Source organism: Brevundimonas sp. AVps5 (assembly GCF_058681515.1).
In genome coordinates, this window is record NZ_CM178740.1 from 544,954 (window position 1) to 558,695 (window position 13,742).

Annotated in this window: 13 protein-coding genes; 5 read left to right on the plus strand and 8 right to left on the minus strand. The window is 68.6% G+C overall.

Annotated features, from left to right (window positions below; genetic code table 11):
• The first annotated feature begins 70 nt into the window (after positions 1 to 70).
• Positions 71 to 886, plus strand: coding sequence for a response regulator (locus ACW18A_RS02705; protein WP_492023282.1), 816 nt, complete (start codon positions 71 to 73; stop codon positions 884 to 886).
• 76 nt (positions 887 to 962) lie between these two features.
• Here ACW18A_RS02705 and rpoH read toward each other — a convergent pair whose 3' ends face one another.
• Together rpoH and ACW18A_RS02715 are read right to left on the minus strand one after the other, a co-directional pair.
• A complete protein-coding gene (gene rpoH / locus ACW18A_RS02710) occupies positions 963 to 1,850 on the minus strand; it encodes an RNA polymerase sigma factor RpoH (RefSeq protein ID WP_425987803.1) in 888 nt (295 codons plus the stop codon).
• A gap of 287 nt (positions 1,851 to 2,137) precedes the next feature.
• Positions 2,138 to 3,148, minus strand: coding sequence for an RluA family pseudouridine synthase (locus tag ACW18A_RS02715; protein ID WP_492023283.1), 1,011 nt, complete (start codon positions 3,146 to 3,148; stop codon positions 2,138 to 2,140).
• Positions 3,149 to 3,285: 137 nt separating this feature from the next.
• Between ACW18A_RS02715 and ACW18A_RS02720 the strand changes: the two genes are divergently transcribed.
• The 3 genes from ACW18A_RS02720 to ACW18A_RS02730 all read left to right on the plus strand — a co-directional run bounded on the left by ACW18A_RS02720 (position 3,286) and on the right by ACW18A_RS02730 (position 5,514).
• Complete coding sequence (locus ACW18A_RS02720; RefSeq protein WP_492023284.1) at positions 3,286 to 3,897, plus strand: hypothetical protein; 612 nt, start codon at positions 3,286 to 3,288, stop codon at positions 3,895 to 3,897.
• Complete coding sequence (locus ACW18A_RS02725; RefSeq protein WP_492023285.1) at positions 3,890 to 4,135, plus strand: helix-turn-helix transcriptional regulator; 246 nt, start codon at positions 3,890 to 3,892, stop codon at positions 4,133 to 4,135. Before ACW18A_RS02720 ends, ACW18A_RS02725 begins: the two co-directional genes overlap by 8 nt.
• Positions 4,136 to 4,203: 68 nt before the next feature.
• Positions 4,204 to 5,514, plus strand: a complete 1,311-nt coding sequence (locus tag ACW18A_RS02730; protein WP_492023286.1) for an acyl-CoA thioester hydrolase/BAAT C-terminal domain-containing protein — start codon at positions 4,204 to 4,206, stop codon at positions 5,512 to 5,514.
• A 44-nt stretch (positions 5,515 to 5,558) separates the two neighbouring features.
• On the opposite strand, the gene fba is transcribed toward ACW18A_RS02730, so the two are convergent.
• The 6 genes from fba to ACW18A_RS02760 all read right to left on the minus strand — a co-directional run bounded on the left by fba (position 5,559) and on the right by ACW18A_RS02760 (position 12,825).
• Positions 5,559 to 6,644 carry a class II fructose-bisphosphate aldolase gene (gene fba / locus ACW18A_RS02735; protein WP_492023287.1) on the minus strand — a complete coding sequence of 362 codons (1,086 nt, stop codon included), beginning with the start codon at positions 6,642 to 6,644 and terminating at the stop codon, positions 5,559 to 5,561.
• Positions 6,645 to 6,723: 79 nt separating this feature from the next.
• Positions 6,724 to 7,920: a phosphoglycerate kinase gene (locus ACW18A_RS02740; protein ID WP_492023288.1), complete on the minus strand. Its 1,197-nt coding sequence runs from the start codon at positions 7,918 to 7,920 to the stop codon at positions 6,724 to 6,726.
• A 170-nt stretch (positions 7,921 to 8,090) separates the two neighbouring features.
• A complete protein-coding gene (gap, locus tag ACW18A_RS02745) occupies positions 8,091 to 9,098 on the minus strand; it encodes a type I glyceraldehyde-3-phosphate dehydrogenase (RefSeq protein ID WP_492023289.1) in 1,008 nt (335 codons plus the stop codon).
• Positions 9,099 to 9,212: 114 nt separating this feature from the next.
• Complete coding sequence (locus tag ACW18A_RS02750) at positions 9,213 to 10,538, minus strand: S41 family peptidase (protein WP_492023290.1); 1,326 nt, start codon at positions 10,536 to 10,538, stop codon at positions 9,213 to 9,215.
• A complete protein-coding gene (locus tag ACW18A_RS02755; RefSeq protein ID WP_492023291.1) occupies positions 10,538 to 12,106 on the minus strand; it encodes an ATP-binding protein in 1,569 nt (522 codons plus the stop codon). Before ACW18A_RS02755 ends, ACW18A_RS02750 begins: the two co-directional genes overlap by 1 nt.
• On the minus strand, positions 12,103 to 12,825 hold the full coding sequence (locus ACW18A_RS02760; protein ID WP_492023292.1) for a response regulator: 723 nt from the start codon (positions 12,823 to 12,825) through the stop codon (positions 12,103 to 12,105). Before ACW18A_RS02760 ends, ACW18A_RS02755 begins: the two co-directional genes overlap by 4 nt.
• 129 nt (positions 12,826 to 12,954) lie before the next feature.
• Here ACW18A_RS02760 and ACW18A_RS02765 point away from each other — a divergent pair, with 129 nt between their 5' ends.
• Positions 12,955 to 13,710: an EF-hand domain-containing protein gene (locus tag ACW18A_RS02765; RefSeq protein ID WP_492023293.1), complete on the plus strand. Its 756-nt coding sequence runs from the start codon at positions 12,955 to 12,957 to the stop codon at positions 13,708 to 13,710.
• The last annotated feature ends 32 nt before the right edge of the window (positions 13,711 to 13,742 follow it).

The window sequence follows — 13,742 nt, forward strand, 5'->3', positions numbered from 1 at the left end:
TCCGTTTTCGCTCAACGCGACCTTAACCGGCGGCGGCTAGCCATAGGGCTGACCTACCTGGAGTTGCCCGGTGTTCGCAGCTGATGCCAAGACCCTGAACCGCATTGAACCGGTTGTTCGACGCGTTCTCATCGCTGACCCGAACCTCGCATCGGCGCGGCTGCTGCTGGACATCATGAAGAGCCTGGGCGCGCGCGAGGTCGTGACCGAGACTGACGAGCATCGCGTCCTGGATCATGCGCGCGAGATGGAGCCGGGCCTGATCTTCACCGAACGGGCAGGCCCCCGGCTGGACGGCGAACGGCTGGCCAAGAGTATTCGCCGGTCGAACTTTGCGTGCCGACGGGCACCGATCATCATGATGACGGCCGACGCGACGGCCTCCTCGATCAAGGGTGCGCGCGACTCGGGCATCCACGAGTTCCTCAGAAAGCCCTTCACATCTTCAGACCTGTTCCGTCGGGTCGAGAATGTGGCGCTGAAGCCGCGCGACTGGATCGAGGGGGTCGGTTACGTCGGGCCGGACCGGCGCCGGTTCAACTCGGGTGAGTATGACGGAACGCAGAAGCGCAAGGCCGACAAGCCCGCGACGGCTGAGGCGGCCGCGGCGGCGGTGAAGGATCAGGCCCTGCGCATTCTCGCCGCCGCCCTGGCTCAGTTCGACAGCGACCCGATCCAGGCCGTGCGCGCCGTGAAGCAACAGGCGGAAACGCTGAAGGCCCTGGCGATCAGGACCTCTGACGCCCGGCTGGCGGTCGCGGCGGCCGGTCTGGAAGGCTGCCTGTCCGTCGGCGCGCCGACCAAGGGGACCTTGGCTGGACCGATCGGCGCGGCGCTGGCCCTGGCCCTGGCCGAAACGGGCACGGAGCTGTCGCGGGCCAGTTGATCTTCGCAATCGGATAGAAAACAGGCGCACGAGGGGTCCCGTGCGCCTGTTTCACCGTGCCCTCCGCGGGTCAAATTTACGCGTCGACGAGGTTCCGTTCTTCTGCAGCGGCGCGCATGGCCTTCTGCAGCTTCTCGAAGGCGCGGACCTCGATCTGGCGCACGCGCTCGCGCGACACGCCGTATTGGCCGGCCAGCTCTTCCAGAGTGACCGGATCGTCCTTCAGGCGACGTTCGGTCAGGATGTGTTTCTCGCGATCGGTCAGCTCGCCCATGGCTTCCTGAAGCAGGCCCATGCGCAGCGACTTCTCCTCAGATTCGGCCAGTGCCGTTTCCTGAGACACGGCATTGTCGTCCGACAGCCAGTCCTGCCACTCACTCTCTCCGTCAACGCGCAGCGGTGCGTTCAGCGAGGCGTCGCCGCCGAGACGGCGGTTCATATTGGTCACCTCTTCCTCGGACACGCCCAGCTTGGTGGCGATGGCCGAGAGGTGTTCGGGATGAAGGTCGCCTTCCTCGAAGGCCGAGATCTGGCTCTTGGCCTTGCGGAGATTGAAGAAGAGCTTCTTTTGCGCCGCCGTGGTGCCCATCTTCACGAGCGACCAGCTGCGCAGGATGTATTCCTGGATCGAGGCGCGGATCCACCACATGGCGTAGGTCGCCAGGCGGAAGCCCTTGTCCGGGTCGAACTTCTTCACGGCCTGCATCAGGCCGACGTTGCCTTCCGAGATCACCTCGCCGATCGGCAGGCCGTAGCCGCGATAACCCATGGCGATCTTGGCCACGAGGCGAAGGTGGGACGTCACGAGGCGGTGCGCGCTCTCGGAGTCCTGGTGCTCGGTCCACCGTTTGGCGAGCATGAACTCCTCGTCCTTGGTGAGCATCGGAAACTTGCGGATTTCCGTCAGATATCGCGACAGTCCCTGTTCAGGCGACATCACCGCGAGTGATTTCAGTGCAGCCATTTGGTCCCTCCGAACCTAGATAAGAGCAGGCTCGACGCAGGCGGCCACCGAATGTGCACCGTCTCCTCACCCCTCAACCGGACAAGTAGCTACGGGTTGCCGTCTTTGTCAGAGGCGGATCGTCACACTGAAGCGTGACCGTGACCCTGGCGCCACTAGCGCCGATGAGAGGGGTGTCTAGCGGGTAGTCAGTCCTTTATCAAGACTTACGTTGGTGTGCTGTTGCGGGCGCGCGTCAGCAAGGTGTTCGCCGCCCATCCCGCCGAGGTTACCCTGCCCTATGGCTTTCAGAGGGCGGCCAGCAGGGCTTCGAGCGCCGCCATGTCCGGCGGTAGGAGAGTCTCGAACCGTAGCGTTTCGCTGCTCACCGGGTGGACAAAACCCAGCACCGCAGCATGCAACGCCTGCCGCGTCAGACCGGACTGTTCGATCGCGGCGCGGATCGAGGCGGCCGGGCTGCCGGAGCCATAGGTGGCGTCGCCGAGAATGGGGGAGCCTTTCGAGGCCATATGTACCCGGATCTGGTGGGTCCGCCCGGTGTGCAGGGTGCAAGTCACACGCCCGGCCAGAGGCGCGGCCCCGGCCTTCACGGGAACGGCGAAACGGGCCTGGACCACATAGTCGGTGATGGCGTTGCGACCGCCGGCTTTCAGGACTGCCATCTTCTTCCGGTCCGAAGACGAGCGGCCGATCAGGGTCTCGATCCGGCCGCGCTCGGGCGAGGGCGCGCCGCGGGTCAAGGCGATGTAGGTGCGCTCGATGTCGTGGGCAGCGAAGAGTTTCGACAGTCCGGCGTGGGCCCGGTCGGTTTTGGCGGCGACCATGACGCCGGAGGTGTCCTTGTCCAGCCGGTGGACGATGCCGGGCCGCGCGACCCCGCCGATGCCCGACAGGGACGCGCCGCAGTGGTGTAGCAGAGCGTTGACCAGAGTGCCGGAGGGCGTGCCCGGCGCAGGGTGCGCCGCCATACCTGCGGGTTTGTCGATGACGATCAGGTCGGCGTCCTCGTAGAGGACGGTCAGGGGGATGGCCTCGGGCAGGGGCGTGGCGGACGCCAGCGGCGGGATGGCGATGGCATAGGCGCCGGCCGCTGCCTTTGCAGAACCGTTGGTCACGACCACGCCGTCCAGGCTGACCGCCCCCTCGGCGATCAGGGCCTGGATGCGGGCTCGGGACAGGCCCGTCATCGCCTCGGCCAGCGCCTTGTCCAGGCGGAGGCCCGCGCCCTCGCCCAGGATCACGTCGATGCTGGACGTCTCATCGTCTTTATCGACGGCGGAACGGGCGGGCGTACCCATAATCGCGGCATCCTCGGTCAAGCCCTGCGATGACATGAGGCCAGGCCGGGGGCAAGCCGCGCGGCCGTGCAGGCTACGTCCGCTTGACACGACACAATGTCCGCTACACATTACATTGTGTCTGGTGGAGCGCACTCTTGCTGAGAATTTTCGGGGTTCTGTTCGCGAGCGCCGTGTTCGGCGGCGTCCTGGCCTGGACCTGGGCGTCCTGGCCGATCTCACCGGGGTGGATCGGCGCGAGCCTGCTGGTTGTCTCCGCGGTCCTTGCCCGTCGCCATTGGGATCGACGTCGCGATGCGACCGGCGACGAACCGGGCCCCTACGAGAGACTCGCCTGGCACACGACGGTGTCCATGGCGGTGCTGGCCAGCCACCTCACCGCCTCCCTGGCCACCGGGCTCGACATCCATCTGGGGCGAGGCAACACCCTGGCGGTCGACAACTGGACCCTGGTCCTGGGCGCGGCGATCGGATGGCTCGTGATGCGGCCCCGCGCGATGGCGCGCGATGAACGGGATCGCGAAATGGCGGCGCGGGGCGCCCACGCCGGGTTTCGGGCGCTGATCGCCCTGTTGATCGTCCTGCTGCTAACGCTGGGGTTCGCGCCGGTCGTCGTGACCGAGGAACTGACCCCCTTCGTCCTCGGCAATGTTCTGATCGTCCTGATCCAGCTGGGCGTGCTGACCGCCTGTGTGATCCAGCTGGTCGGCTACTGGGCCGCGTCGCGCCCGGAGCTGGCCGATGACTGAACTGGCGATCGGCAACAATCTCCGCCGGTTGCGTTTCGAGGCGGGCGAGATGACCCAGGACGCCCTCGCGCGGGCCGCGGGCGTCACCCGCCAGACGATCATATCGCTGGAGGCGGGGCGTTACGCGCCGTCGTTGGAGCTGGCCATGCGGCTGGCGCAGGTCTTCGGCCGCACCGTCGACGATCTCTTCTTCTGGCGCACGCCGCCTGAAGCCTCCCCCGTCGGGGGATCAACATGATCCGCAGCAACCCTCTCTCACGAAAGCCATCCATGATTGCCGCCAAACGATTTGGGCGAGTCGCCCTATTGACGCTCGCTCTCATGGCCGGGGCCGGCCAGGTCGACGCCCAGAGCTTCCAGATCGACCCTACCGGGGAGGTTTTGCAAGGTCGTCCGGTCTCGGTGCGGCTGACGGGCGTGGCGCCCGGGGCCTCGGTGACGATCTCCGCGGAACGGCGCTTTGGCCGGCCTCCGCAGGTCTATACCTCACACGCCGTCTTTACGGCCGACGCCAGCGGCGCCGTCGATCTCGGCACGGCCGTCCCGATCGACGGCGACTATCAGGGGGCGGACGCCGCCGGCCTGTTCTGGTCGATGACCCCGACCGAACGTCCTGTGCCCGAGGACTGGCGGACCGGCGAAGTCAGACTGTCCGCCCGGATCGGCAATGAGGTCGTCGCGACCGGCATGACGCGCCTGATCGGCGCCCTCGCCACGGTCGAGGCCGAGGATATCCCCGGCTTCCCGGCTGCGGTCCTGTACCATCTGCCCGGCGGAGAACCGCGACCTGTGATCGTCATCCTGCACGGGGCCGACGGCGGCACGAGCGCGAGCGAGCGGTATGGGCGCAAGCTGGCGTCCCAAGGCTACGCGGTCGTCGGCCTGCCCTACTATTCTCCCGACTGGGGCGCCTATGGTCCGCCCAAGGCGATCGCGGACCTGCCCGGCAGTTTCGTCGACATCCGCATCGACCAGGTCGAGGAGCTGCGGACCTGGCTGCGGACCCGGCCCGACGTCGACGCCGATCGCATCGCCCTGTTCGGCGGCTCCAAGGGCGCCGAGTTCGCCCTGATCGCCGCCAGCCGCTATCCGTGGCTGACCTCGGTCGTGGCCATGGCGCCGTCGGACCTGGTCTGGGAAGGCTGGGGGCTGGAGACCCTTGAGGCCGAAGGAACCCGGTCCTCGTTCTCATGGCGGGGAGAGGCGCTGCCCTTCATGCCCTATGTCGGCTTCGTCGACGGCCTGCTGGCGGGACCGGCGGCCGACCTGCTGAAGATCCACGAGGACGGGCGCGCGGCGCACCCGGAGCGTGAGGCCACGGCGCGCATCCCGATCGAGGCCTTCCCCGGTTCGGTGATGCTGGTCGCGGGCGACGGCGACCGGCAGTGGCGCTCAGGTCAGATGGCCCGGAACCTTGCCGCCGCCCGCCAGGCCGCCGGCCTCGACACCACCCTGCTGGTCTATCCCGACGCGGGCCACGATGTCGGCGGGGACGGCTGGACGCCGACCATCGGAGAGGTCGCGCGCGGCGGCGGCTCCGCCTCGGCCAACGCCCGCGCCCAGGCCGACGCCTGGCCCCGAATTCTCGCCTTCCTGGAGCGTACCCTTCAACCCTAGAACCGATAGGCCTCAACCTTGACCGCCAACCTCGCCTCAGGCGGTCAGGACGCCGCCTTCATCTCGCGACCATAGACGGGGTCCAGGTCGCCCATGGCGTATCGCTTGGCCATCTGGGCCGTCGACATCGGACGGATGCTGGACGCCTGACCCTCGCAGCCGAACTGCTGGTAGCGTTCGATGCAGAGCTTCCGCATCGCTTCCTTGGCCGGCTTCAGCCAGGCGCGCGGGTCGAACTCGCCGGGCTTTTCCATCAGGATCTTCCGCACCGCGCCGGTCATGGCCATGCGATTGTCGGTGTCGATGTTGATCTTGCGTACGCCGTGTTTGATGCCGCGCTGGATTTCCTCGACCGGCACGCCCCAGGTCTGGGGCATCTGGCCGCCGTACTGGTTGATGATGTCCTGCAGGTCCTGCGGCACGCTGGACGAGCCGTGCATGACCAGATGGGTGTCGGGCAGTCGGCGGTGGATCTCCTCGATCACATGCATGGCCAGGACTTCGCCGTCGGGCTTGCGGCTGAACTTGTATGCCCCGTGCGAGGTGCCCATCGCGATAGCGAGCGCATCGACCTTGGTGCGGCTGACGAAGTCGACGGCCTGGTCCGGATCGGTCAGCAGGGCGGAGTGATCCAGCTTGCCCTCGAAGCCGTGACCGTCCTCGGCCTCGCCCATGCCGGTCTCAAGTGAGCCGAGCACGCCCAGTTCGCCCTCGACCGAGACGCCGCAGCTGTGGGCCATCTCGGTGACGCGACGGGTGACGTCGACGTTGTAGTCGTAGTCGGCCGGCGTCTTGCCGTCCTCCATCAGCGAGCCGTCCATCATCACCGAGGTGAAGCCGTACTGGATGGCGGTGGCGCAGGTCGCCGGGCCGTTGCCGTGGTCCTGGTGCATGCAGACCGGGATGTGCGGATAGAGCTCGGCCAGGGCGTCGATCAGCTTGGCCAGGACGATGTCATTGGCGTAGCTGCGCGCGCCGCGGCTGGCCTGGATGATGACCGGCGCGTTGACGGCCTCGGCCGCCTCCATGATCGCCAGACCCTGTTCCATGTTGTTGATATTGTAGGCCGGCAGGCCGTAGTCGTTCTCGGCCGCGTGGTCGAGAAGCTGTCGCAGCGTGATGCGCGCCATGAGAGAAACTCCTGAGGTCGTGTTTTGCCGACGGCTTTAGCCGGGGCGAAGCCTCAAGTCACGCCGTGTTACAGGGTGATCAGGCGTTAAGCGCCTCGACCCCGGGCAGGACCTTGCCCTCCATCCACTCCAGGAAGGCGCCGCCGGCGGTGGAGACGAAGGTCATGTCGTCCACGACGCCCGCGTGGTTCAGGGCCGAGACGGTGTCGCCGCCGCCGCCGACCGCGACCAGCACGCCCGCCCGGGCCAGGGCCGCAGCATGATGGGCGACCGCGACCGTGGCGGTATCGAAGGGCGGAACCTCGAACACGCCCAGTGGGCCGTTCCAGATCAGGGTCTTCGACGCCGTGATCGCCTCGACCAGACGGGCGACCGTGGCCGGACCGGCGTCGAGGATCTTGTCGTCTGCGGAGAGGGCTTCACCCGCGCTGACGACCCGGCTCGCCGCACCCGGCTTGACCTCGGTCGCCACGACGAAATCGACGGGCAGCAGAAGTTCACAGCCCCGGGCCTTGGCTTCGGCGAGGATTTCGAGGGCGGTGTCGGCCATGTCGCGTTCGGCCAGGGAGCCGCCGATGTCGATGCCCTGGGCGAACAGGAAGGTATTGGCCATGCCGCCGCCGATGGCGAGGCGATCCAGCTTGCCGACCAGGTTCTTCAGCAGGTCAAGCTTGGTCGAGACCTTGGCCCCGCCGACGATGCCGATGACGGGCTTCTTCGGATTGCCCAGGGCCGCGTCCAGCGCCTCGAGTTCGCGCCGCATCGATTCGCCGGAATAGGCGGGCAGATGGTGGGCCACGCCTTCGGTCGAGGCATGGGCCCGGTGCGCGGCGGAGAAGGCGTCGTTGACATAGAGGTCCGCGAGTTCGCTCAGGCTGGTGGCGAACCCGGTGTCATTGGCCTCCTCGGCCGCGTGGAATCGGACGTTCTCCAGCAGGACCACGCCGCCGGTGTCGAGGTCGTCGATCGCCGCACGGGCCGGGCCGCCGACGCAGTCCTCGGCGAAGCGCACCGGCGCGCCGAGCAGTTCGGACAGCGGCTGAACGACGGGCCTCAGGCTCATCGACGGCACGACCTGGCCCTTGGGCCGGTCGAAATGGGCCAGAAGAGCGACCCTGGCCCCGGCCTCGCGCAGCTTGTTGATGGTCGGAAGGGCGACGCGAAGCCGGGTGTCGTCGGTGATCCGGCCGTCCTCCATCGGGACGTTGAAGTCCACGCGGACGAGAGCGGTCTTGCCGACCAGAGAGCCGGCTTCGTCGAGGGTGCGGAAGGTCATGTGGGCTCTCCATGATCCTTCTCCCATTGGGAGAAGGTGGCCGCGAAGCGGACGGATGAGGGTCGGGTCTCACCGGAAACGCACGACCCTCACCCTTTCGCGAAAGTCCGATCGCCTGACGGCTCCCGGGCGCTCAAGCCCTCTCCCACCGGGAGAGGGAAGCGGGCGGATTACAGGAATTTCGACATCACCATGGCCGTATCGGCCATCCGCGTCGCGAAGCCCCACTCGTTGTCGTACCAGGTCAGGACGCGGGCCAGCTTGCCATCGACCACCTGGGTCTGGGGCAGGGCGGCGGTCGAGGACGCGGCGATGTGGTTCAGGTCGGTGGAGACCAGCGGCTCGATCGTGGTCGCCAGGACGCCCTTCATCGGACCGTCGGCGGCGGCCTGGAGCGCGGCGTTGATTTCTTCGACCGTGACCTTGCGGCCGGCGACGACCTTCAGGTCGACGACCGAGACGTTCGGCGTCGGGACGCGGATCGAGGAGCCGTCCAGCTTGCCCTTCAGCGCCGGCAGCACCAGCCCCAGGGCCTTGGCGGCACCGGTCGAGGTCGGGATCATCGACAGGGCGGCGGCGCGGCCCCGGTACAGATCCTTGTGCATTGTATCCAGCGTCGGCTGGTCGCCGGTGTAGGAGTGGATCGTGGTCATATAGCCGCGCTCGATGCCGAACAGGTCGTGCAGGACCTTGGCGACGGGAGCCAGGGCGTTGGTGGTGCACGAACCGTTCGAAACGATGATGTCCTCGGCGGTCAGGGTGTCGTGGTTGACCTTGTAGACGATGGTCTTGTCGGCGTTGTCGCCGGGCGCCGAGATCAGGACGCGCTTGGCGCCGGCCTTCAGGTGGGCCTCGGCCTTGTCACGGGCGGTGAAGATGCCCGTGCACTCGAACGCGATGTCGACGTTCAGCGCCGCGTGCGGCAGGTTCGCCGGGTCGCGCTCGGCCGTGACCTTGATCTTGCCCAGGCCCACGTCGATCCAGTCTTCGCCATGCTCGATCGTGCCGGGGAAACGGCCGTGGACCGAATCGTACTTCAGCAGGTGGGCGTTGGTGGACACCGGCCCCAGGTCGTTGATCGCCACCACCTCGATGTCGCGGCGGCCATGTTCGACGATCGAACGAAGGACGAGGCGGCCGATGCGGCCGAAGCCGTTGATGGCGACGCGAACGGTCATGGGGGCGAGCTCCTGAAGCGGCGTTTTTTAGGGTTGGCGCTTCAATGGGACCGACGGCGCTGAGGATCAACCCCGTGAGCGTCACAAGGCGTGATGAACTGTAACGCTTCACTGTCAGTCGGTGCGGCGTGCGCGCGGACCGGGGCCTCCGAGGCCGAGCGAGTCCATGATCGTGACCCGGCCTGCTTCGTCGCGGGTGAACTGGACCCGCCGGGACGGATCGCCGACGACGGTGAACAGGTCCTGGCCGAGGGCGACCAGCACCACGGGTGGGCGACGCCCGCGGACGACGTGCAGTTTGTCGCCGGCCACGGACACCTGCTGCTCGCCATAGGCACCGACGTAGGCCGACAGGTCGCCGGCGTGCGCAGTCGCGTTCAGCGCCTCCATCGCCCATACGGCGTCGGTGCGGCCACCGTCGGCGGCGACCATGCCTTCCAACGCGAGCGTATGGGCGCGGGTCAGGGCCTGATCCCAGGGCGCGGCGACATCGGGGACGACTCCCGTTCCTTCCCAGTTCCTTCCCGTGATCGGATTGCGTGGCGAACCCTGCGAGACGAAGACGGTGAAGCCGCCGCCGACCGGGACCATGCCGCCGGGATTGGCCGCCCCGCCGGAGGCCTCGCCGACGATGGTCGCGCGTCGGGCCGCTTGCAGGGTGTAGGGGAAGGCCTCGGCCGCCGAGCCGCTGCGGGCGCTTATCAGCACATAGACCGGCACGGTCAGTCGCGGATCGGCGCGGAAGACGCCGGGAGCCTCGCTGCTGGAGCCTTCGCGATCATGGAAGGTGTTGTAGATGTCGGCGTCGGCAGGGATGAAGGCGCTGGTCAGGTAGCCGACCATGGACGGCGCCCCGCCGCCGTTGTCGCGCAGGTCGAAAATGACCGCGTCGGTATCGGCCACGAAATCGAGAGCGGCGTCGGCGGCCTTGCGGGCGGGGTCGGCCGGGTTGTCGAAGTCGATGTGGGAGAAGCCCCGGATCTCGATATAGCCGACGTTGCCGGGCAGGATTTCCGCGCGTCGGAACCCGTAGTGGCTGAGCGTCTCCGGCGAGCGTCCGCCGGGGGGCGCGACTCCTACCGGACGTGGGCTGTCAGGCGCGACGCGGAGCCGGGGCCCGGGTCCAGCCGGCGCGTCGGGAGCCCATGCGACGTTGAAATGGGCGTCGAGCGGGCGGAGCCGGGCGCTCAGGGCGGCGGCGAGGTCGCGCGGGTCGGTCAGGCTGTCAAAGGCCCCGGCGGCGGCCTCGGCCTCCAGGGCGGCCCCGATGCGGTCTCCGGCGGCCGGGTCGAAATAGAGCTCGCGAATGCGACCCGCGACCGCCGCGACCGTCTCGCGCGGTGGCGGCTGCGCGGCTGCCACCGGAGCCTGCGCTGTCTGGGCGTGAACGAGGGAAGGCGCGGCCGCAAGCAGGGCGGAGGCCAGGATCAGGGCGCGCATCAGGGCGTCTCCATGGGCTGGGCGAGTGGAAGATGGAGCCGGGCCTCGAGCCCGCCGCCGTCCCGGTTCGTCAGGGTCACGTCGCCGCCCGCAGCCCGCGCCGCCTGACGCGCGACGGCCAGGCCCAGTCCGGCGCCGCCCGTCTCCCGGCTGCGCGAGCGTTCGCCGCGGTGGAAGGGCTCGAAGGCCCGCTCGAGGTCGCCGTCGGACAGGCCGGGGCCGTCGTCGGCGACGGTGACCACGGCAAGGGTTCCATCGGAGGCGGCCGTGACCCTCGCGCCGCCGCCGTACTTCAGGCCGTTGTCGATCAGGTTGGCGACCGCGCGACGCAGGGCCGCAGGGTCGCCCTCGACCGGCAGGGTGGTTTCACCCGCGAAGGTCACCGCCGCGCCGGTCTCGGCGAAGCCGGTCGCGCAATCCGCCGCCAGGGTCGAGAGGTCCAGCCGTTCGCGGCGCTCGGCCTGGACCTCACCGCGCACGAAGGCCATGGCCTGACCGATCAGGGCGTCCATCTCCTCGACATCCCCGGCCATCCGGTCACGCAGGGCCTCGGGCACCTGTTCGGCCCGGAAGCGCAGCCGGGTCAGGGGCGTGCGCAGGTCGTGGGCGATGGCCGCGATCGTCTGAGTCCGCTGACGCATATGACCCCGGATCGAGGCCTGCATGTCGTTGAAGGCGGCGATGGCGGTACGCACCTCCGACGGGCCGGACGGCGTCAGGGGCTCGGCGTCCGGATCGGCGCCCAGCCGCTCGGCAGCCTCGGCGAACTGGCGGATCGGCCGCGTCAGCCGCCGAGCCATCAGCCAGACCAGCGGTGCCAGCAGCAGAGCTGTGATGCCCAGTGCGATCAGCAGCCGCATCTGCCACGGGTCGATCAGTCCGTGCGGTGGCTCGACCGTGGCCCAGCGCCCGTCCTCCATCCTGACCGAGGCCGAGAAGGGCGCGAAGGTCAGCCAGTCCGCCGTGACCGTGACCCGTTGCGGCCCGCCGCCGGCTGCGACGATGCGCACATCATTCGAGCCCGCCGGCGCGGGTACGGCCCGTCGCGCCAGCACTTCGCCGACCTCGGCCATCATGGCGTCGTGGTCCGCCCGGTGAGCCTCGCCCGGCTCAATTCGCCGGGTGAAGACGAAGCTGGAACTGTTTTCGGTGATGCGGGCGCCGGCGACCAGCGGCCCCTGGTCCGGCGGGCGGGCCCCTCGCGAAAACCCGGGGAGCCCGTGAGTGCGCTCCGGCGACAGCCAAACGCGCACGTCGCCGGGCGGTCGGCCCAGACGCTGGGCCAGACCCAGGCTGATGGCGTGTTCCACCGGCCCGGGGCCGACCTCCTGCCGGGGCGGTTCGTCCGCGATCCGTCGAACGAGAGCCCGGCCGTCGGACGTCTGGGCGGGCCTTCCGGCCAGGGCGTCGGCGGCGGCCGGGATGCTGAACCCGGCGGGGCGCGGCGGTGGTGCGGTCAGGACGACGGCGAAGACGACGATCTGCGAGGCCACGACTGCGAACACGGCCAGCAGGGCGACCTGCATCAGGACCGACATCGACGTGAAGGGCGAGAGGCGGGGCCTCATGCCCGAGCACCGGCCCGGTCGGCGCGCCGTACGCGAGCGTCGAAGCGATAGCCCTCGCCCCGGACTGTGGCGATGAGTTCGCGGCCCGAACCGTCGTCGAGCTTCTTCCTCAGCCGGCTGATCTGGACGTCCATGGCGCGGTCGAACACGTCGGTGTCGGTGCCCCGTGCGGCCTCCAGCAACTGGTCGCGGGTCAGGACCCGACCGGGCCGCTCGGCGAAGGCGCGCAACAGGCCGAACTCTCCGGCCGACAGGGTCACGATCTCTCCGCCGGGCTGCGACAGTTCGCGCCGCACGAGGTCCAGCCGCCAGCCGTCGAACATCAGGGCCGCGCCCGTCGGTGCCTCATCCTCGCGCGGACGACGCAGGACGGCGCGGATGCGGGCCAGCAGTTCGCGCGGATTGCACGGCTTGGCCAGATAGTCGGCGGCGCCGAGCTCCAGCCCCACGATCCGGTCGGTGTCCTCGCCCATGGCCGACAGCATGACCACGGGCGGCGTCCCCGACAGGCGACGCACCACTGACAGACCGTCCTCGCCGGGCATCATCAGGTCGAGCACGATCAGGTCGGTCGAACCTTCGGCCAGAGCCCGGTCCATCTCGGCCGCCGAGGCCGCGCCGCGCGCCTGATAGCCGTGCTGGCCAAGGTAATCGCACAGGACTTCCCGGATGCCGGGGTCGTCGTCGACGACGAGGATGCGAGGGGCGGGATCGCTCATGGTCGCCTACATGCCCTGACAGACAGACAGTAACATTTCACGGCCGAAACAATTGATCCGGAGCCTGAAATACCCCGGCAAGCCCGGCATGGTCCAACGGCGCATCAGAAACTTGAAGGAAAAGACTTCATGTCCGTCATCGCCATCGCCCTGCTGGCCGCCCTGAACGGCGCTGCACCCCAGGATCAGGCTGCGCCCCGGGTCGAGACCCGCTCAGAAATCCACATCGTCAGTACGGGTGGGGACGGTCCCGGTCGGCTCGACGCGGACGGCGACGGCGTGGTCACGCGCGAGGAGTTCTCGGCCCCCATGGGCAATGCCTTCGATCGGCTCGACGCCAATGATGACGGCCGCCTGTCGAACGACGAGATGGCCGCGGGCCACGGCGAGGGCGGCCCCGATCATCACATGATGATGATGGGCGGTCCCGGGGGTCCGGGCGGCCCCGGCGGACCGGGCGTACACATCATCACCCGTGAGGGCGGACCAGGCGGCCACGGCACGCCCGGCATGATGATGTTCGGCGGTCCGGGCGGCGATGTGCAGGTCTTCTCCACCTTCCGCAATGGCGGCCCCGAGGGCGGTTCGCCCCATATGGGACTGCAAGGCCCCAGCTCGCATCGAGTCTTCTCCACCTTCCGCAATGGCGGCCCCGAGGGCGGTTCGCCCCATATGGGACCGCAAGGCCCCGGCTCTGAACAGGTCTTCGTGCGTCGGTTCGGCGGTCCGGACGGCCCGGGCGAGATGGACAAGGACGGCGACGGAAAGGTCTCGCAGGACGAGTTCCTGGCCCCGCTGCGCGAAGCCTTCGGCCACATGGACGCCGACAATGACGGCTTCCTCGACGAGGGCGAAGGCCATCCGGCACCTCCGTCCGCCGACTGACCCGTTCCGGGGCCATCGGTTTCATGACTTGA

Excerpts from the sequence above, each read along its gene's own strand:
- rpoH (WP_425987803.1), bottom strand. The coding sequence starts at position 1,850 with ATGGCTGCACTGAAATCACTCGCGGTGATGTCGCCTGAACAGGGACTG.
- ACW18A_RS02715 (WP_492023283.1), bottom strand. The coding sequence starts at position 3,148 with ATGGGTACGCCCGCCCGTTCCGCCGTCGATAAAGACGATGAGACGTCC.
- ACW18A_RS02725 (WP_492023285.1), top strand. The coding sequence starts at position 3,890 with ATGACTGAACTGGCGATCGGCAACAATCTCCGCCGGTTGCGTTTCGAG.
- fba (WP_492023287.1), bottom strand. The coding sequence starts at position 6,644 with ATGGCGCGCATCACGCTGCGACAGCTTCTCGACCACGCGGCCGAGAAC.
- ACW18A_RS02740 (WP_492023288.1), bottom strand. The coding sequence starts at position 7,920 with ATGACCTTCCGCACCCTCGACGAAGCCGGCTCTCTGGTCGGCAAGACC.
- gap (WP_492023289.1), bottom strand. The coding sequence starts at position 9,098 with ATGACCGTTCGCGTCGCCATCAACGGCTTCGGCCGCATCGGCCGCCTC.
- ACW18A_RS02750 (WP_492023290.1), bottom strand. The coding sequence starts at position 10,538 with ATGCGCGCCCTGATCCTGGCCTCCGCCCTGCTTGCGGCCGCGCCTTCC.
- ACW18A_RS02755 (WP_492023291.1), bottom strand. The coding sequence starts at position 12,106 with ATGAGGCCCCGCCTCTCGCCCTTCACGTCGATGTCGGTCCTGATGCAG.
- ACW18A_RS02760 (WP_492023292.1), bottom strand. The coding sequence starts at position 12,825 with ATGAGCGATCCCGCCCCTCGCATCCTCGTCGTCGACGACGACCCCGGC.
- ACW18A_RS02765 (WP_492023293.1), top strand. The coding sequence starts at position 12,955 with ATGTCCGTCATCGCCATCGCCCTGCTGGCCGCCCTGAACGGCGCTGCA.